The 18,074-nt window shown below is 73.4% G+C and carries 22 protein-coding genes; 7 read left to right on the forward strand and 15 right to left on the reverse strand.

Annotated elements, in window-relative coordinates; all coding sequences use genetic code 11:
* Nucleotides 1–80: 80 nt before the first annotated feature.
* Nucleotides 81–917 (reverse strand): tyrosine-protein phosphatase, encoded by an 837-nt coding sequence (locus QOZ86_RS03085; RefSeq protein ID WP_284490484.1) that lies wholly within the window; start codon nt 915–917, stop codon nt 81–83.
* A 180-nt stretch (nt 918–1,097) separates the two neighbouring features.
* On the opposite strand from QOZ86_RS03085, the gene QOZ86_RS03090 reads away from it, so the two are divergent.
* From QOZ86_RS03090 to QOZ86_RS03110, 5 genes are read left to right on the forward strand one after another with little or no spacing between them, the layout of a single operon-like run.
* Entirely contained in the window at nt 1,098–2,327 is a 1,230-nt protein-coding gene (locus QOZ86_RS03090; protein ID WP_284490485.1) for a substrate-binding domain-containing protein, read from the forward strand.
* 19 nt (nt 2,328–2,346) lie between these two features.
* Nucleotides 2,347–3,144, forward strand: coding sequence for an ABC transporter ATP-binding protein (locus QOZ86_RS03095; protein ID WP_284490486.1), 798 nt, complete (start codon nt 2,347–2,349; stop codon nt 3,142–3,144).
* 52 nt (nt 3,145–3,196) lie between these two features.
* A complete protein-coding gene (locus QOZ86_RS03100) occupies nt 3,197–3,937 on the forward strand; it encodes an ABC transporter ATP-binding protein (protein WP_284490487.1) in 741 nt (246 codons plus the stop codon).
* Nucleotides 3,934–4,818, forward strand: coding sequence for a branched-chain amino acid ABC transporter permease (locus QOZ86_RS03105; protein ID WP_284490488.1), 885 nt, complete (start codon nt 3,934–3,936; stop codon nt 4,816–4,818). Before QOZ86_RS03100 ends, QOZ86_RS03105 begins: the two co-directional genes overlap by 4 nt.
* Nucleotides 4,815–5,978, forward strand: a complete 1,164-nt coding sequence (locus tag QOZ86_RS03110) for a branched-chain amino acid ABC transporter permease (RefSeq protein WP_284490489.1) — start codon at nt 4,815–4,817, stop codon at nt 5,976–5,978. The genes QOZ86_RS03105 and QOZ86_RS03110 overlap by 4 nt, the downstream gene beginning before the upstream one ends.
* A 131-nt stretch (nt 5,979–6,109) precedes the next feature.
* Here QOZ86_RS03110 and QOZ86_RS03115 read toward each other — a convergent pair whose 3' ends face one another.
* The 14 genes from QOZ86_RS03115 to QOZ86_RS03180 form a co-directional block, all read right to left on the reverse strand.
* The gene (locus QOZ86_RS03115; RefSeq protein WP_284490490.1) at nt 6,110–7,000 is read right to left on the reverse strand and encodes a 3-methyladenine DNA glycosylase; all 891 of its coding nucleotides are present in this window, start codon (nt 6,998–7,000) and stop codon (nt 6,110–6,112) included.
* Nucleotides 7,001–7,095: 95 nt separating this feature from the next.
* Complete coding sequence (locus tag QOZ86_RS03120; RefSeq protein ID WP_284490756.1) at nt 7,096–9,039, reverse strand: helix-turn-helix domain-containing protein; 1,944 nt, start codon at nt 9,037–9,039, stop codon at nt 7,096–7,098.
* Nucleotides 9,040–9,056: 17 nt separating this feature from the next.
* Nucleotides 9,057–9,812 (reverse strand): 3-hydroxybutyrate dehydrogenase, encoded by a 756-nt coding sequence (locus QOZ86_RS03125; protein WP_284490491.1) that lies wholly within the window; start codon nt 9,810–9,812, stop codon nt 9,057–9,059.
* Nucleotides 9,813–10,019: 207 nt separating this feature from the next.
* Nucleotides 10,020–10,175: a hypothetical protein gene (locus QOZ86_RS03130; RefSeq protein WP_284490492.1), complete on the reverse strand. Its 156-nt coding sequence runs from the start codon at nt 10,173–10,175 to the stop codon at nt 10,020–10,022.
* Nucleotides 10,172–10,423: a hypothetical protein gene (locus QOZ86_RS03135; protein ID WP_284490493.1), complete on the reverse strand. Its 252-nt coding sequence runs from the start codon at nt 10,421–10,423 to the stop codon at nt 10,172–10,174. The genes QOZ86_RS03130 and QOZ86_RS03135 overlap by 4 nt, the downstream gene beginning before the upstream one ends.
* A 130-nt stretch (nt 10,424–10,553) precedes the next feature.
* Nucleotides 10,554–11,519: an alpha/beta fold hydrolase gene (locus QOZ86_RS03140; RefSeq protein WP_284490494.1), complete on the reverse strand. Its 966-nt coding sequence runs from the start codon at nt 11,517–11,519 to the stop codon at nt 10,554–10,556.
* 171 nt (nt 11,520–11,690) lie between these two features.
* On the reverse strand, nt 11,691–13,535 hold the full coding sequence (locus QOZ86_RS03145; protein WP_284490495.1) for an acyl-CoA dehydrogenase: 1,845 nt from the start codon (nt 13,533–13,535) through the stop codon (nt 11,691–11,693).
* A 138-nt stretch (nt 13,536–13,673) separates the two neighbouring features.
* Complete coding sequence (locus tag QOZ86_RS03150) at nt 13,674–14,054, reverse strand: lipopolysaccharide assembly protein LapA domain-containing protein (RefSeq protein ID WP_284490496.1); 381 nt, start codon at nt 14,052–14,054, stop codon at nt 13,674–13,676.
* Nucleotides 14,051–14,221 (reverse strand): hypothetical protein, encoded by a 171-nt coding sequence (locus QOZ86_RS03155; RefSeq protein ID WP_284490497.1) that lies wholly within the window; start codon nt 14,219–14,221, stop codon nt 14,051–14,053. The genes QOZ86_RS03150 and QOZ86_RS03155 overlap by 4 nt, the downstream gene beginning before the upstream one ends.
* 39 nt (nt 14,222–14,260) lie before the next feature.
* Entirely contained in the window at nt 14,261–14,686 is a 426-nt protein-coding gene (locus tag QOZ86_RS03160) for a hypothetical protein (RefSeq protein WP_284490498.1), read from the reverse strand.
* A gap of 15 nt (nt 14,687–14,701) precedes the next feature.
* The gene (locus QOZ86_RS03165) at nt 14,702–15,328 is read right to left on the reverse strand and encodes a TetR/AcrR family transcriptional regulator (RefSeq protein WP_284490499.1); all 627 of its coding nucleotides are present in this window, start codon (nt 15,326–15,328) and stop codon (nt 14,702–14,704) included.
* Between the two features lie 200 nt (nt 15,329–15,528).
* On the reverse strand, nt 15,529–15,663 hold the full coding sequence (locus tag QOZ86_RS03170; protein WP_284490500.1) for a hypothetical protein: 135 nt from the start codon (nt 15,661–15,663) through the stop codon (nt 15,529–15,531).
* A gap of 90 nt (nt 15,664–15,753) precedes the next feature.
* Nucleotides 15,754–15,909 (reverse strand): hypothetical protein, encoded by a 156-nt coding sequence (locus QOZ86_RS03175; RefSeq protein WP_284490501.1) that lies wholly within the window; start codon nt 15,907–15,909, stop codon nt 15,754–15,756.
* A gap of 66 nt (nt 15,910–15,975) precedes the next feature.
* The gene (locus QOZ86_RS03180) at nt 15,976–16,902 is read right to left on the reverse strand and encodes a ribokinase (protein WP_284490502.1); all 927 of its coding nucleotides are present in this window, start codon (nt 16,900–16,902) and stop codon (nt 15,976–15,978) included.
* 102 nt (nt 16,903–17,004) lie between these two features.
* On the opposite strand from QOZ86_RS03180, the gene QOZ86_RS03185 reads away from it, so the two are divergent.
* Together QOZ86_RS03185 and QOZ86_RS03190 are read left to right on the forward strand one after the other, a co-directional pair.
* Nucleotides 17,005–17,346 (forward strand): DUF3140 domain-containing protein, encoded by a 342-nt coding sequence (locus QOZ86_RS03185; protein ID WP_284490503.1) that lies wholly within the window; start codon nt 17,005–17,007, stop codon nt 17,344–17,346.
* 5 nt (nt 17,347–17,351) lie between these two features.
* Nucleotides 17,352–18,059, forward strand: coding sequence for a methyltransferase domain-containing protein (locus tag QOZ86_RS03190; protein WP_284490504.1), 708 nt, complete (start codon nt 17,352–17,354; stop codon nt 18,057–18,059).
* Nucleotides 18,060–18,074 lie beyond the last annotated feature (15 nt).

The raw sequence follows: 18,074 nt of genomic DNA on the forward strand, positions 1-18,074 counted from the left end.
CCGACGCGGCGATATACCGGGAGAAGGCGATATACCGGGAGAAGCAGCGCCGCGGGGCGGCCCGGACCGCCCGTGCGGGGTCAGTCCCGCAGCCGGGTGCGCAGCACTGCCTGCTCGTCCGCGCCGAAGCCGTGCGCCTCCAGCCAGCCGGAGGGGCCGCCGAAGCGCTCGTCGAGCAGCGTCAGCACCCGGTCCATGGTCTGGGCCCGCGGCGTGTGGCTGCCGACGTCCCGGGTCTCCATGTCGGGGGCGTAGGTCGGGGACGTGGCGAGCTTGGCGACGAGGGCGTCGATGATCTCGGCGGTGAGCGCGTAGTCGGCGACGATCTCCTCGTGCGGCACCCCGGCGACGGCCAGGGCCAGGGCGCACACCACGCCGGTGCGGTCCTTGCCCGCCGCGCAGTGCACGAGCGAGGCGCCGTCCGGGGCTTCGGTGATCGCCCGCAACGCCGCGACGACGTTGTCCCCCCGCTGGCCGAGGTAGCCCAGGTAGGAGCGCACGGCCGGCGGTTCCTCCTCGTCGTGCGCCGCGACCTGACGGGGCAGCAGCGACTCGGCCCACCCGGCGGCCGGGAGCTCGATCCCCGGGTCGTCCTCCTCCACCGCGAACACGTCGGTGTGGTGCCCGCGCTCGGGCAGCAGGGTGAAGTGCCGGTGGGTGACGTCCGGGTGGCCCCGTAGCGGTCCCCGTCCTTCCAGCAGGATCTCCGCGGTGGTGCGCAGGTCGATCACCTGGCGCAGCCCGATCTCCCCGACCAGGCGGGCGACGTCGGCGTCGCTGAGCGTCTGCAGGTTGTCGCTGCGCAGGATCCGCCCGGGCACCGTGCGTCCGCCGTCGGTGGTGGGCAGCCCACCGAGGTCCCGGGTGTTCGTGGTGCCGTCCAGCCGGATCCAGCGGTCGGTGTTCGTCGCGGTCACGGGCCGACGGTACGGCGTGCAGCATTCGCCACGCACTCCGAGCCCGGGTCGAGGTGGCTGGTGTTCCGACCCACAGGGACCGTCATCAGTATGGGGCAGCCATACATGGGCGCATGATCAGCTTGCCCCTACGGTGTGGTCCAGACCACTCGTGCACCCCGCACACCGGAGGAGATCGCCATGTCCCGCACCCGTTTCCGGTCCCGGACCGCCAGCATCGCGGCGGCCGCAGGTGTCCTCGCGCTCGGCGCCGCGTGCGGCAGCCCCGGTGCGCCCGCCGCGAGCGGCGGTGGTGGCGGCGGTGGTGGCGGCGGTGAGGAGGCGGCGCCGGTCCAGGTGGGGCTGATCACGTCGACGTCCGGCCCGCTCGCCTCGTACGGCGCGCAGTACCTGCAGGGCTTCGAGGCGTGCCTGGACCACCTGACCGACGGCACCGGGGAGGTCGGCGGCCGCCCGGTCGAGGTCATCCAGCGTGACGACGCCGGCGACCCGGCCAAGGCCGTCGCCGAAGCCACCGACCTGATCGGCCAGGGGGTCCAGATCCTCGCCGGCTCGGCGTCCTCCGGCGTCGCCACCCAGGTGGCCCCGCTGGCCGAGCAGAACGACGTCCTGTTCATCTCCGGCCCCGCCGCCACCGACGCGCTGACCGGGATCAACGGCAACACCTTCCGCTCCGGCCGCCAGACCTACCAGGACGTCAAGACGGCGGAGTCCTTCATCGGCGACGCCGCCGGCAAGGACGTCCTCGTCTTCGCCCAGGACAGCGCGTTCGGCCAGGCCAACGTCGCCGCCGTCACCTCGATCCTCGGCGGGGCCGGCGCCACCGTGACGCCGCTGCTCGTGCCGGCCAGCGCCACCGACCTGACTCCGTTCGCCGCGCAGGCGCGCGACGCCGGCGCCGACCTGACCTTCGTCGCCTGGGCGGGGGAGACCGCCCCCGCGATGTGGCAGGCCATGGGCCAGCAGGGTGTCTTCGACGCGACCAACGTCGTCACCGGCCTGGACATGCGCGCCTCCTACCCGACCTACGGGGAGCAGGCCGCGGACCTCAACTTCCTGTCGCACTTCTTCGCCGAGGCGGTGGACAACGAGACGAGCCAGGCCATGGCCGAGGGCGTCGAGGCGGCCGGTGGCGAGGTGGACATCTTCACCCCCGACGGCTGCAACGCCGCGCAGATGATCGTGCGCGCGGTCGAGGAGAGCCCCGACGACGTCGCCGGGATGGTCTCGGCGCTCGAGGGGTGGACCTTCGACGGCGCCAAGGGCGAGATCACCATCCGCGAGGAGGACCACGCCGTGCTCCAGCCGATGTTCCAGGCCCGCCTCGAGGAGCAGGGCGGCGAGCTCGTCCCGGTGCTGGTCGACACGCTCGCCCCGGAGGACACCGCTCCTCCGGTCGCCACCTCCTGAACGCGTCCGGGGACCACGCGTGTCCACGAGTGCCTCGGCGGCGCCGGCCGCCCGCTCCACGGCGGGCGGGCCGGTGCTGCAGGTGGCGGGGCTGACCTGCGCGATCGGCGGTGCGGTGATCGTCGACGACGTCACGTTCGACGTGGCGCCGGGTGAGTTCATCGCCGTCATCGGCCCCAACGGCGCGGGCAAGACGTCGCTGTTCAACCTCCTGTCCGGGCTGCTCCCGGCGACCGGCGGGACCGTCACCCTGGCGGGGACGGACATCACCGGGGCCTCGCCGTCGGCGCGGGCGCGGCGGGGCCTGGGCCGGACCTTCCAGGCGTCCTCGGTGTTCGCCGGACTCAGCGTCCGCGAGAACGTCCGGCTGGCCGCGCAGGCCCGGCTGGGCGGCAGCATGCGCCCCTGGCAGCGGGTGCGGCCGGGGGACGCCGCGCAGGAGGTCGCCACCGGCGCGCTCGCCCGCGTGGGGCTGGCCGGCCGCGGCGACGACCTCGCCGGCGCCCTGTCGCACGGGGACAAGCGCAAGCTCGAGCTGGCCATCCTGCTGGCCACCGACCCCGCGGTCGTCCTGCTGGACGAGCCGATGGCCGGGGTCAGCATCGAGGACGTCGCCGGGCTGACCGAGGTCATCGGCTCGGTGCACCGCGAGGAGGGCAAGACCGTGCTCATGGTCGAGCACCACATGGACGTCCTGCTGGGCCTGGCCGACCGGGTAGCGGTCATGCACCACGGGAAGCTGCTGGCGTTGGACACCCCGGCCCGGGTGACCAGCGACCCGGCCGTGCAGCAGGCCTACCTGGGGGAGTCCCTGTGAGCGGCTCTGTGATCGACCGGCTCCGCCGGGCGGTAGCGAACGGGACAGCGCTGTGACGGATGCGCCGCTGCTGCGGCTGTCCGACGTGCACGTGCGGCTGACCGGCAGCCACATCCTCCAGGGAGTGGACCTGTCGGTCCGGCGGGGCGGGGTCACCGCTCTCCTCGGCCGCAACGGGGCCGGCAAGACCACCACGGTCAAGGCGGTGCTGGGCCTGGTGCCCTGCACCGGGACCATCGAGTTCGCCGGCGCCAGCGGCCGGATCGAGCGGATCGACGGCCGGCGGACCCACGAGATCGTCCGCCGCGGGATCGGCTACGCCCCGGAGGACCGCGAGGTCTTCGCCGGGCTGACCGTGGCGGAGAACCTGGCGCTGGCCGAACGGCGCAACTCCGCGCACCACCACGACCGCGTCTTCGAGCTGTTCCCCGAGCTGAAGCAGCGCAGCAGGCAGCTCGCCGGCACGCTCTCGGGCGGGCAGCAGCAGATGGTGGCGATCGCGCGGCTGCTGCTCAACGACAACCAGCTGCTGCTCATCGACGAGCCGACCAAGGGCCTGGCGCCGCTGCTGGTGGCCGAGGTCGCCGACGTGCTGGCCCGCGCGGCCGAGGAGGTGACGATCCTGCTCGTCGAGCAGAACCTGACCGTGGTGCAGCGGATGGCGCAGGACGCCGTCGTCGTCGACCAGGGGCGGGTGGCCTGGTCGGGGCCGGCCGGTGACCTGCTGGCCGACGCCGACCGGACCCGCGAGCTGCTCGGCGTCGCCACCAGCGGGGGAGGTGGGCGCCTGTGACCACGCTGGTGCTCCTCACCATCACCGGCCTGGGGCTGGCGGCGCTCTACTTCCTGGTCGCCTCCGGGCTCTCGCTGATCTTCGGCCTCATGGACGTGCTGAACTTCGCCCACGGCGCCTTCCTCACCATCGGGGCCTACGGGACGTGGTGGGCGGCCGGCAACCTGCCCGGCGCCGGTGAGTCCGGATGGGGTTTCGTCCTCGCCGTCGTCTTCGGCGTCGCGGTGGGCACACTGGTCGCCGCGCTGATCGAGCTGCTGCTGATCCGGCCGCTGTACCAGCGGCACATCGAGCAGGTCCTGGTCACCGTCGGCCTGAGCCTGGCGCTGGTGGCCCTGGTGCGGGCCGTCTGGGGCGCCGACCCGCGGCCCTTCCCCCGGCCGGGCTGGGCCCGCGGCACCACGTCGATCCTCGGCGCGAACGTGCCCAACGACCGGTTCCTCCTGATCGTCAGCGCCGTCGTGGTGCTGGTGGCGGTGCTCGCCTTCCTCCGGTTCACCCGCGTCGGGCTCATCATCCGGGCCGGGGTGGAGAACCGGACGATGGTGACGGCACTGGGCATCGACGTCCGCAAGGCCTTCACCCTCGTCTTCGCGATCGGAGGCGCTTTCGCCGCCCTGGCCGGGGCGCTGGGCGGCATCTACCTGGGCTCCATCTCGCCGGGGCAGGGCACCTCCCTGCTGATCTTCGCCTTCATCGTGGTGGTGATCGGCGGCATGAGCTCGATCACCGGCACGGCGGCGGCCGCGGTGCTGGTCGGCCTGGTGCAGCAGTTCGCGAACTACTACGCCGCGAGCGGGGTGGGTGACCTGTCGGTGGTGCTGCTGCTCGCCGTGGTGCTCCTGGCCCGGCCCAGCGGCCTGAGGGCGAGGTTGGCGTGAGAGAACAGGCCTTCGACCGGACCGGACGTCTGCGGCGGCTGGCACCGTTGGTGGTGCTGGTGGTCCTGGCGTTGCTGCCCTACTCGACGTTGAGCCTGCCGGGGCTCTTCGAGGGGGTGCTCAACAGTCCGGGCACGCTGCAGCTGCTGGCCCTGTGCCTGGTCTTCGGTGGCGTCGCGCTCTCCTTCGACCTGCTGTTCGGCTTCACCGGGCTGCTGTCGTTCGGCCACGCGCTCTACTTCGCCGCCGGCACCTACGGGGCGAACCTGCTGCTCACCGAGCTCGGCTGGGGGCTGGGCGCCGCGGTGGCGGTCACCACCATGGCCGGGGTCGTCCTCGCCCTGCTGGTCGGCAGCGTCGCGCTGCGCGTCACGGGCATCGCCTTCTCCATGGTCACCCTGGCCACCGCGCAGGCCGGCTCGATCATCGTGCTGCAGGACCCGAGCGGCCTCACCGGCGGTGAGGAGGGCCTGGCCGTGGCCCGCGCCCCGATCCCCGACGCGCTCATCGGGGTCTTCAACACCGCCAACAAGTACTGGCTGGCGCTGGCGTACCTGGTCCTGGTGTACGCCGTCGTCACCTGGGTGACCGGTTCGCGCGCAGGCAGGGTCTGGCAGGCGATCCGGGAGAACGAGCGCCGCGTCGAGGTCCTCGGGCTGCGCCCGTACCGCTTCAAGCTGCTGGTCTTCGTGCTGGCCGGCCTGCTCGCGACCCTGGGAGGGATCGTCCACCTGCTGCTGCTCGGCGGCTCCACACCCCGGGTGACCACCGCCGACTTCACGATCGGCCTGCTGGTCATGGTGGTGCTCGGCGGCGCGGGGAGCCGGTGGGGCGCGGTGCTGGGCGGCGTCCTCTACACCTACCTGGACAGCCGGCTGACCGGTCTGGCCAGCTCGGCCGCGATCCAGGACCTCCCCGCCTGGCTGCGGGTGCCGCTCTCCGAGCCGCTGTTCATCCTGGGCACCCTGTTCATCCTCGTCGTCCTCTTCGTACCCGGGGGCATCGCCGGGCTCGTCGAGCGGCTGGGCGCACGGCGTCGCGACCGGCGGCCGGAGATCGACGGCCCGCCACCCGGACGTGCGGTGGAGCGCCTGCGGGATGAGGTCGGTGCGGGCGTCGGCGCCGGTCTGGGCACTCCTCGGCGCCCGGACGGCGCCTGACTCCACCGCACCGGGAGGCAGTCGGTGATCAGGAACCCTGATCATCGAGCGTCCTCCCTCACGTTCTGCGATGAGGGAGGACGCCGGACGATCAGGTGACCTGACCCCGGCTCAACGATCAGGCGCGGGAGTCAGGCCTCGGCGAGCAGTTCGTCGCAGAGGTCGACCAGGCGCCGCCGCAGGACGGCGCCGCGGGCAGCGAACCCGCGCTGGGCGGAGACGTACTCCGCCCTGCCCTCGGGGGTCTCGATCGGCACCGGCAGGTAGCCGTGGTCCCGGAGGTCGTACGGCGAGGCCCGCATGTCCAGCTCGCGCAACTCCACCGCGAGCTCGAAGCAGTCGGCCAGCAGCTCCCCGGACGTTGCCGGACCGAGCTTGTACGCCCACTTGTAGAGGTCCATGCCCGCGTGGAGGCAGCCCGGCTGTTCCAGGTCGTGCTGGGTCTCGCGGGTGGGCCGGAGCCGGTTGTGCGTGACTGCCGGCGGGGTGAAGAAGCGGAAGGCGTCGAAGTGGCTGCACCGGACCGGGTGCGCCTCGACGACGGCGTCGGTGCCCTCGGGCCCCAGCCGTAGCGGCAGCGCGTGGCGGGTCTCCCGGTCGCGGTAGACCATCGCCCACTCGTGCAGGCCGAAGCAGCCGGTGAACGCGGGCCGGGACGCCGTCGCGACCAGCAGTCGGCGGACGAACCGGACGGTGTCCTCGCGGTCGGCCAGGAACGCGCCGGTATCCAGCCGGACGACGCCCCGGTCGTCCGTCGCGTACCAGCGCCAGGCCGAGTGCGGCGCCGGTCCGGCCGGGGAGGGCGCCAACGCGATGCTCGGGCCGGGGTGCCACCGTCGCAGCCGCCCCGGCGGCTGCGAGTAGTAGGTGAACAGGAAGTCGAGGACCGGGTGGGTCTCCCCGCGCCGGCGGCGGTCCCGGTGCGGCGTCGTCCACCGGTCGACGCGGGTCTCGTGGACGGCGACCCGCGCACGCCACTCGTCGGCCTCGAGGACCGACGGCTGGGCGAGGACCGGCTGCACCGGTCCAGGCTAGGTGCCGGCCTCCGGCGTCCCCGGACCCTGGCTCCCTCCCGGCGTCCCGGAGCGGGGGAGGCCAACGGGGCGACGGTCGGGCGTCAGTCGCTGACGGGGCGGGTGAGCCGGTGCAGGCGGAGGGCGAGCTGGACCTCCAGCGCGCGGGCCGGGGACGACCAGTCGCGGCCCAGCAGCCGGCCGATCCGGTCCAGCCGCTGCGTCACCGTGTTGACGTGGACCTGCAGCGCCTCGGCAGCCCGGGCCGGTGAACTGCCCGTGTCGAAGAACGCCCGCAGCGTGCCTTCCAGGTCCGTTCCCCGCTTGGCGTCGTACTCGAGCACCGGCGCGAGCGTGGCGCGCACGAAACCCTGCACGTCGCGTCCGTCCCCGACGAGCAGTCCGAAGAAGCCCAGCTCGTCGGCGCTCGCGGCGTCCCCCGACCGGCCCAGCGCGACCAGCGTGGCGGCGCAGCGCGCCGCCTCGGCGTGTGCCGCGGCGACGGCAGTGGCACCGCGGGCCGGCCCGGCCCCGCCGACGGTGACCGGACCGGCCCCCGCCGCGCCGAGTTCCCGGCGGATGGCGGCCGCGGCCGGCCCGGCCTCCAGCCCGGGCAGGCAGAGCACGACGGAGCCACCGTGGACGCCGGCCAGGCCGCCCCGCGTCGCGGCCAGGTGCGTCGCGGCGGCCAGCGCCCGCGGTCGGCATCGGGCCTCGACCCGGGCGACGACGACGGCGTACGGGCGGTCCAGGTCCGCGCCCAGGCGCCGGGCTCGCTCGCGCAGGCCTTCCGGGTCGCGGAGCCCGTTGCTCAGCAGCTCCTCGAGCAGCTCCCCGCGCACCCGGTTCTCCGCCTCGCCCGCCGTCCGCCGGATGAGCAGCAGCAGGGCGGTGACCAGCGCGGCCCGCTCCAGGATCCGCTGCTCGGAGTCCGAGAGTTCCTCGTCCCGGTGCAGCACCAGCCCGCCCAGCAGCTCGCTCTCCACGGTCACCGCAGCGGTCCACCAGCCGCCGTCCCGTACGGTCCGGCCGGTGGAACGGGCGAGGGTGAGGGCCCCCGCGGGATCGGGGGGCAGCTCGGATGCCCGCTCTGCGTCGGGCGGTGCGGCCCGCCCCTCTTCGTCGAGCACGGTGATGCTGCCCCCGAGGGCCTCGGTCACCGCGGTGGCCACGTCCTCGACCCCGCCGCCGCGCAGGACGACGTCGATGAACCGGTCGTGGGCGCCGGCTGCCCGCTCGACGGAGGCGGTGTGGGCGCGCAGCCGGCGGCTGGCTGCGGACAGCTCGTCCAGGGCCGACCGGGTCTCCTCCAGGAGCCGGGCGTTGTCCAGCGCGACCGCGGCGTGGGCCGCCAGGGAACCGAGCAAGGAGACCTGCGACCGGTCGAAGGTGCGCTCTCTGCGATCGGCGGCGAAGAGGACGCCGATGACCTGGGCGCCACGGATGAGCGGGACCCCCAGGATCGCGACGAGGCCCTCGTCGTGCACGCCGTCGTTGATCTCGGTGGTGTGCCGGAAACGGGGGTCGGCGAAGTAGCTGGCCGTCGCGTACGGGGCTGCGGTCTGGGCGACGAGCCCGCCGAGCCCGGCGCCCATCGGCAGGCGGAGGCCCTGGAAACGCGCCGAGACCGAACCGTCGGTGACCCGCATGTACGTGTCACCGCGCACCGCATCGTTCAGCGTCAGGTACGAGACGTCGCTACCGAGCAGCTGGCGAGCGCGCCGGACGATGGCGGTGAGCACGGAGTCGACCCCGCGCAGCGCAGCGAGGTCATTGGCGGTGTCGAAGAGGGCGGAGAGCTCGGACTCCCGGCGGCGACGGACGGCGAACGCCTCACGCACCTCCAGCGCCAGCAGCTTCACCCGCTCGAGTTCGGCCAACTCGTCGGCGTCGGCGCCGGCCGTCCGTGCGCGCACCAGCGGACGTTCGTACTCGATCGCTGCCGCGTCCCCCAGGAGCAGCTCGAAGTACTCCGCGGCGCGTCCCGCGGCCGAGCGCGGACCGTCACCGGCGGGGGGCTGGGCCGGGGAGCGGGACACGACCGGCATTCTGGCCGGTCGAGCGCTCAATGTGCGCTCCACCCGCCGTCCATCACCAGGGAGGTTCCGGTGACCGACGCCGCGGCCGGCGAGCACAGCCAGGACACCGCGTCGGCCACCTCCGCCGGCTCGATGAGCCGCTTGACCGCCGCCGGCGCAAGCATCACCTGCTCCACGACCTGGTCCTCGGACAACCCGTGCGCCTTCGCCTGGTCGGCGATCTGGCCCTCCACCAGGGGTGTCCGCACGTAGGCCGGGTTCACGCAGTTGGAGGTGACCCCCTTCCCGGCTCCCTCCAGCGCGACGACTTTCGACAGGCCCTCCAGCCCGTGCTTGGCCGTCACGTAGGCGGACTTGTAGGCCGAGGCGCGCAGCCCGTGGATCGAGCTGATGTTCACCACCCGGCCCCAGCCGCGCTGGTACATGTGCGGCAGGGCGCCCCGGACCAGCCGGAACGGCGCCTCGAGCATGAGCCGCAGGATGTAGGAGAAGCGGTCGACCGGGAACTCGTGGAGCGGGGCCACGTGCTGCAGCCCGGCGTTGTTCACCAGGATGTCCACGGCCAGGTCGAGGGCGTCCACGGCGGAGAGGTCGGACAAGTCAACCGTGACCGCCGTGCCGCCGACCTCCGTGGCCACGGCTGCAGCGGCGTCGGCGTCCCGGTCGACGACCACGACGTCGGCGCCGTCGGCGGCCAGTCGGACGGCGCAGGCGCGGCCGATGCCGGACGCGCCACCGGTGATGAGTGCCCGCCGCCCGACCAGGGGACCGTTGACCGCCATGGTGGCGACGCTAGGCCCCGGACGAGACGTGCCCCACGGGTGCCCACCACACAGCTGAGCGGCATGGGGTGGGGTTGTGCCACACGACTGCGGACGTCGTGACCGGGGGACGACACCCCTGCCGGTGCGCTCCCGTGGGCGGCGCCACCAGAGTGCCGGCCTCCCGCACGCCCCCGCGTGCCAGCGGACGCCCGGGAGGGCGCTGGGTCAGTCGGGCTCGTTCCCGGGGCGCGCCACCGAGTCGTCCTGCTGGGCGTCGGCATCGGTGGTGAGGGTCACGTCGTCATCGCGGCGGCTCTCGGTGGGGCCGTCGTCCGCGGTGTCGGGGGAATCCCGGTAGCCGGTCGGCTCGGACCCGCTCATCGGCCGTCATCTCCTGATCGGTTGGTCGGGGCCCCGACCTCGCCGGAGGCGCCGGCGCGCTTCGCCCGGGCGATGTCGCCGTCGGCTCGTGCGGGCAGGTCGTCGCCCTGGGCGGCGTCCCGCTCGATCGCCTCGTCGGCGGTGAGGGGCACGTCGTCGAACGATGAGGCGAGGTCGCTGTTGGCGCCAGTGCCCGACGCGGTCGGGACGTCCTGCTGGATGCGGTCGCTGCCCTGTGGGTCGGTCATGCCGGCCTCCTGTCCGTCGGCGTCATCCCCCGCCCATGCCCGACGGGCGGTCGCCGAAACGGCCGGCGGCCGCCTCCCGCACGGGGAGACGGCCGCCGGCCGGGCGGGCGGGATCAGCAGCGCGCGTCGATCACTTGGCCGCCGCCTGTTCCGGGGCGAAGGGCTGGTCCTCGGCCCAGTCCAGGATCTCCTCGTTCGCCTCCCGCGCCTCCTCGAGGATCATCGCGTGCGACCCGTCGTCGATGATCTCCAGGTCGGCTCCGGGAATGGCCTCGGCCATCTGCTGGGAGATGCTCACCGGGTAGATCGTGTCCTGCAGGCCGACCATGACGAGCGTCGGCACGTCGATCTCCGGCAGCAGCGGCCGGAAGTCCGGCCGCGTGGCCAGCGCCTCCGCCCCGGCGATGTACGCCTGCTTGGAGGCCTCGTCCATGAGGCCGATCACGTAGTCGACGAGCTCGGGCTTCTCCAGCCGCGCCTCGCCGGTGAGCATCTCGTCGATGATCAGCGGCGGTACCGCTTCCGTGCCCTGCTGGTTGACGACCTCGATCAGCCCGCGCCAGGTGCCCACCTCCGGCGGGGGGGCAGGGGTTGCGACCGTGTCGATGAGGATGATCCCGTCGAAACGGTCCGGCGCCTGCTGGTACATCGAGAAGACGATCGGGCCGCCCATCGACATGCCGCCGATGACCGCCGACTCCACCCCGAGCTCGTCCATGACGGCGAGCACGTCACCGGCGTAGCTCTCGATCGACCCCTCGGGCTGCTCGCCCAGCGCCTCGCTGCGGCCGTAGCCGCGCAGGTCCACGGTGATCACCCGATAGCCCGCCTGCACGAGCGCCTCCCGGTTCTCGGCGAAGAGGTCACCGGTCAGCGGATAGCCGTGGATCAGGAGGATCGGCTGGCCCTCACCCTGAGCCTGGTAGAAGATGCGTGCGCCTTCCACCTCGACGAAGCCCTCCTCGCCGGCGAACGTGCTCTCGACCGGACCCGGCCCGGCCTCGGGTGCGGGATCGGTCCCGGCTGCCGCCATTCCGAGCGGGGCCATGCAGGCAGTGGTCAGGCCGACGGCGAACAGGCTGCGGCGCAGCAGCATGAGGACTCCTGGGGGGATCGGGAAGGCCGGCGACAGGCATCGGTCACCGGATCGGATGCCTTCGGCCTACCCCTTGCCCCCGAGAGCGAATACGACGTTCCCATGACGTCGGCGCGTGCGGCGGCAGGCGGCCATCCGGAGGACGGGGAGCCGCCTGCCGCCCAGCCGAGCTCAGAAGGCGGCCTCGTCGACCTCCATGAGGGCGTTGTCGGTGTTCTCGACGACGGCCCGCTCCGAGGTCAGCCGCGGCAGCACCTGGGTGGTGAAGAAGCGCGTGGCGGCGAGCTTGCCCTCGTAGAAGTGCCGGTCCTTCTCGGAGACCGGGCCGGCCAGGGCGGCCAGGGCCACCTCCGACTGACGGACCAGCAGCCACGCGGTGACCAGGTCACCGGTGGCCAGCAGCAGCCGGCTGGTGTTCTGGGCGACCTTGTACAGGGCCGTCATGTCCTGCTGGGCCTCGGCGAGGTGGCCGAACATGGTGGTGAGCATGCCCTGGACATCGGCGAGCGCGGTCGCCAGCAGCGCCCGTTCCTGCTTGAGCCGGCCGTTGCCGGCCTCGGCGTCGATGGTGGCCTGGATCTGCGAGGCCACCCAGGTCAGCGCGACGCCGCCGTCCTTGACGATCTTCCGGAAGAAGAAGTCCTGACCCTGGATCGCGGTGGTGCCCTCGTAGAGGGTGTCGATCTTGGAATCGCGGATGTACTGCTCGATCGGGTAGTCCTGCAGATATCCCGAGCCGCCCAGGGTCTGCAGCGACTCGGCGGTGAGCAGCTGGGTGGCGCGCTCGGAGCCGAAGCCCTTCACGATCGGCAGCAGCAGGTCGTTGACCTGCTCGGCCAGCTTCGCGTCCTCGCTCTTCCCGGTCCCGGCGGCCTCGGCCTCGGTGACCTGGTCGCGGAAGCTCGCCGCGTAGAGGTACAGGGCGCGCATGCCCTCGGCGTAGGACTTCTGCAGCATCAGCGACCGGCGGACGTCCGGGTGGTGGGTGATCGTCACACGGGGGGCGTCCTTGCTCGTGGCGGTGAGGTCGGCGCCCTGGACGCGGGTCTTCGCGTAGTCCAGCGCGACCTGGTAGCCGGCCGAGAGGGTGGCGATGGCCTTCGCGCCCACGAACATGCGTGCGTGCTCGATGACCTCGAACATCTGCGCGATGCCGTCGTGCACCTCGCCGACCAGCCAGCCCTGCGCCGGCACGGGGCCGTCGCCGAAGGTCAGCTCGCAGGTCGTGGACACCTTGAGGCCCATCTTCTTCTCGACGTTGGTGACGTAGGCGCCGTTGCGCTCGCCCAGCTCGCCGGTCGCGAGGTCGACGTGGAACTTGGGGACGACGAACAGCGACAGACCCTTGGTGCCGGCCTTCGCGCCCTCGGGGCGGGCCAGGACCAGGTGGACGATGTTGTCGCTCAGGTCGTGCTCGGCGGAGGTGATGAAGCGCTTCACGCCGGAGATGTGCCAGGAGCCGTCGGGCTGCTGGACGGCCTTGGTGGTGCCGGCGCCGACGTCGGAGCCGGCGTCGGGCTCGGTGAGCACCATCGTGGCGCCCCAGCCATTCTCCAGCATCAGCTCGGCCATGCGCTTCTGGTCAGGGGTGCCCAGCTCGTCGAGGATGGCCGCGAAGGCCGCGCCCGAGCCGTACATGAACGCCGCCGGGTTGGCGCCGAGGATCATCTCGAAGGCGCCCCACGTCAGGGCGTGCGGTGCGCCGAAACCGCCCAGGTGCTCGGGTAGGTCGAGCCGGTACCACTCGCCGTCCTCGATGGCCTTGACCGACTTCTTGAACGACTCGGGGAGCATGACCGAGTTCGTCGCCGGGTCGAACACCGGGGGGTTGCGGTCGGCGTCGGCGAACGACGCGGCGACCGGCCCCTCGGCCAGCCGGCGGATCTCCCTGAGGATCCCGCGGGCGGTCTCGACGTCCATCTGCTCGAACGGCCCGGTGCCGAAGCGGTCCTTCGTGTCCTGGAACTCGAAGAGGTTGAACTCGAGGTCCCGCAGGTTGGCGGTGTAGTGCGTCATTGGGCTCAGGCTCCCGTGCTCCGTGCCGGCGTACGGCGTCGTGCTACTCGCGAGTAACAAACGCTATTACTCGCGAGTAGCAACGGCAAGCGCCGGGTTCCCCGACACGCCTGCGGCGGGGTGCCTGACCCGGACGGGTCAGCGCTTGCGGCGCCTGGCCCGGCGGACGAGGCCGGCCAGCCACACCAGGAGCCCGCCCAGGGCCGCGGCGATCAGCAGCGCCAGCACCAGCGGCCCCTGGACATCGGTGAAGACCAGGCTGATCTGCACCGTCTGGCCGTTGAACACCACGAAGAGCACCAGCAGGACGGTGACGAAGATCAGCAGCGCCAGGGCCAGCGTGCGGCCGATCGTCCGTCCGGCGTGCCGCTCCTTCTGCGGAGCCTGCGGGGCCTGCTGTGGCGGTGCGGGCGGCGGCGCCGCGGGCTCGCCGTCTGCGGGGCCGGTGGGGCCGTTCCCCAGCCCGACGTCGAGCGGGTCGCCGGGCGTGCCGGGTGTCGGCCGGCCGGGCCCGGTCATCGGGCGTCCGGCTCGGTGTCGGCCGGCGGGTACGCCGGGCCGGCGATGCCGTCGGCCGGCCCCTCGGTGGCGCCCAGGGACTCGCGGTCCTCGCCCGGCGCCTTCTGCGCGCCGAGCGGCTGGGCTTCGCGGTCGGACCCTGCGTTGTTCTCGTCGGGCATGGTCATGCCGGCAAGCTTGCCCGTGGGCAGGTGCGGGGAAACCGCTCAGTCGCTCAGCGCCGGGCCGGCCTCGTGCGCCGGGTGCCCGGCGGTCCGCTCGCGCTGCTTCATGCGGGCCTCGAAGACGTGCCGGTCCCCGCCGGCGAGCTCCTCGCGCGCGCGTTCGTCGTACGCGCGGAAGCTGCTCCAGTAGTTCTCGTCGAAATCCTCGACGATCTGGAAGGTCCACCGGTCGGCGATGACGTTCCGCCCGACGAGGTCCCGCTCCAGGTCCGCGGCCAGCCGCGCCGCGCCCGCCTCCCCGAACAGCTCGACGGACTCCTGCAGCAGGCGGTCGGCCTTGCCGGTGAGCTGGTGGAAGGCGTAGAGGAAGCCGCGAGCCTGGTCCACGGTCTCCAGGGCCTCGGACAGCTTGCCCAGCGCTGCCACGGTGGTGTCGTCGAGGTCGGGACGCGTGCGGTCGTACGTCACCGGCCCATCCTGCGGTCAGCCCTGCGCGACCGCGATCTCGATCAGCCGCTCGGCCAGTTGCCGGCCGTGCGCGGCGGGCCCGTCTGGGCCCAGCAGGCCGCCGGACAGGTACATGCCGTCGATGATCAGGTGGATCTGGGCGGCCAGGTCGTCCCCGTCGCCGGGCACGACCTCGTCGGCCAGACGCTCCAGGCGGGTGTGCAGCTCGAACTTGTAGTCGGCTGCCGCGCTGCGCGCCGGGTGCTGCGGGTCGTCGTACTCGCTGCTGACGTTGGTGAACGGGCAGCCACGGAAGCCGGTGCGGGTGACGTCCCGCTCCACGGCGTCGACCACCGACAGCAGCGCGGCCCGCGGGTCACCCTCCAGCCGGTCCAGCTCGGCGTCGATGAACGCCAGCACCGTGGCCGCCTTGCGGGTCAGGTACGCCCCGACGAGGTCGTCCTTGCTCTTGAAGAGCCGGTACACCGTCATCTTGCCCAGCCCGGTCTCGCGGACCAGCTCGTCCATCCCGACGCTGCGCGAGCTGCGGCCGGAGAAGAGGCGCTCGGCGGTGTCGAGCACGATCGCCTGCCGCTCGGCGCGGCTGCGTCGGACCGGTGCCGAGCTGTCGTCGGCGGGAGCGAGATCCAGGGCGGCGGTCACGTCAGCGAGGATGCACCAGGCCCGTGACGGAGCAGTTCACGGCACGCCGACGTGGTTGCTCTGGGTGACGAGAGGCAGCCGGGAGGGGGGTGGTAGGGGGGAGCGGTGGGATCGCTGTGGCAACCCGTGGTGACGTGTCGGAGCGGCCTTCTGCAGGGTCCGCCGCGAGCTTGCGAGCGGTGGGGGCAGGAGGCCCTTCTTCAGTCGCGGCGGGTGCGGCGCGGGTTGGCCAGCAGCCGGGCGACGGCGCGGACCGCGGCCTCGGCGGTGGGCTCCTCGCGGGACCCGTTGGACGACTCGTCGGTGGCCTGGCGCTGCTTCCCGGTCTCCTCCATGTGCCGCATCGTGCCCGATGGAGCACCCGGGGAAACGGCGCATCGCTCGCCCGGGTGAGAGGCCGATCACCTGTGGCGGCCCGGTGCGGCTCAGACGTCGGGAGCGTCCGCGCCGCCTCCGGCGGCGTCGTCCCGTCCCTCGGCCGGCTCCTCGGGGTGCGGCGTCCGGCCACTGCCGGCCTCATCGCCGGCCGGGTCGCCCTCCGCACGCTCGGCGCTGCGGGGGGTGCGGTGGGCTTCGCTCATGTCGGCTCCTCCTCGGGATGCGGGTCTCAGGCCCTGTGCCCGATCCTCCGGCCGGTGAACCGCAGCTCAGCCCACCGGGGTGGCGGCCGGGACCCGCGGCAGCAGCGCGCGGACGGCGTCGTCGTCCGGCAGTGCCCCGCGCGCCCCGGGCCCGGTGGTGGACAGCGCCGCGGCGGCGACGGCGTACCGGACGGCGTCCGTGAGCGCGGCTCCGGCGGCCAGCGCCTGACCCAGCGCACCGCTGAAGCAGTCACCCGCTCCCGTCGTGTCGACGGCGGCCACCGGCGGCGGCGGCTGCAGCAGGGCCGCGCCCCCGTCCGCCGGGACCACCAGCGCGCCGCGGGCGCCCAGCGTCACGACGACGGCTCCCCGGGTCACCCGGCGGGCCAGGTCGGTGAGCGCGGCGGGGGAGCGGTCGCCGGCGTCGGCCCCCGCCAACTGCACGAGCTCGTGCTCGTTCGGCAGCAGCACGTCCACCCGCTCGAGCAGTGCAGCCGGGAGGTCCTGGGGCGGGGCGGGGGTGAGGACGACGGTGCCGGTGGCGGCCCGTGCGGCCGCCGCCACGGAGTCGAGGGGCACCTCCAGCTGGAGGAGCACCACCTGGGCCTCGCGGACCGACGGCACGTCGACGTCGGCAGCCGTCAGCAGGGCATTGGCGCCCGGTACGACGACGATGAGGTTCTCCCCGCTGCCCTCCTCCACCGGGATCGTCGCGCTGCCCGTGGGCGCGCCTACCGTGCGGAGCACCCGGCCCACGTTCACGCGGGACGCGGCCAACGCGGCCAGCTGGCGGGCCCCCGCCGGATCCTCGCCCACCCGGCCGACCATGTGCACCCCCGGCCCCAGCAGTCCCGCGGCCGCGGCCTGGTTCGCCCCCTTCCCGCCGGGCGTGAGCGTGGCGGCGCGGCCGACGACCGTCTCCCCGCGCCCGGGCAGCCGGTCGACCGCGACCAGCACGTCCTCGTTCAGGCTGCCGACGACGGTGACGGACACGGAGACCTCCGGTGTGTGCGACGGGGCACCAGCAGTACCAGACCTGCGGTTTCCGCCGGCCGGTGCGGCGGTACGGGAGGACGACGACCGAGCGGAGGAACGATGGCGACCGATGACCCCGGCACGATCCGGCAGGAGTTCGGCGAGGCGGTGAACATGACCGCCGGCGAGCTCGAGAAGTGGCTGGAGAGCGAGGAGTCGCAGTCCGTCGGCCAGAAGGACGGGGACGCCGAATCCACCGGGCACGCCTCCGGACGGCGGATCGTCGAGCTGCTGCGCACGAAGAAGGACGACCTGACCGACGACGACCTCGCGCACATGCGCAAGGTCCACGGCTACGTCCAGCGGCACCTGGCCCAGGAGCCGAAGCAGGAGGACGTGGCGACGTCGCGGTGGCGGTACTCGCTGATGAACTGGGGCCACGACCCGTTGAAGAAGGGCTAGCCGCCGTGACCGCGACGTCCCTGGCCCGCAACGACCCGGCGCAGTACGACCAGCTGGCCGACCAGTGGTGGGAGGCGTCCGGAGGCTTCGCCGCCCTGCACTGGCTGGCCGCCTCCCGCGCCGAGCACATCCCGCCCGCGGCCACGTCGGGGGCTCTCCTGGTCGACCTCGCCTGCGGCGGCGGGCTGATGGCCCCGCACGCGGCCGGGCTCGGGTACCGGCACGTCGGCGTCGACCTCGGCATGGAAGGCCTGCGGATGGCGCGCGGGCACGGGCTCCTGCCGGTGCGAGGATCGGTGCTCGCCGTGCCGCTGGCCGACGGCTGCGCCGACGTGGTCGTGGCCGGGGAGATACTCGAGCACGTCGAGGACGACGTCGCCGTGCTCGCCGAGTGCGCCCGGCTGCTGCGGCCGGGCGGCACGCTGGTGATCGACGCGCTGGCCGCGACGCGGATCAGCCGTTTCCTCATGGTGACCGTCGCCGAGAAGCTGCCGGGCGGGCCGCCGCCGGGCATCCACGACCCGGCCCTGTTCGTCGACCGCGAGCGGCTGCTGGCCGCCGCCGACCGGCTGGGGCTGGAGCTGCGGCTGGTCGGCCTGCGGCCTTCGCTGCGGCAGGCGGTCGCCTGGGCCCTGGGGCGGCGCGAGTCGGTCCGGATGAAACCGATCCGCTCCACCGCCGTCGTGTTCGCCGGCTACGGGCGGAAAAGGTGAGCGAGCAACCCCGTC

The sequence above is a fragment of the Blastococcus capsensis genome (genome assembly GCF_030165005.1).
GTDB lineage: Bacteria > Actinomycetota > Actinomycetes > Mycobacteriales > Geodermatophilaceae > Blastococcus > Blastococcus capsensis.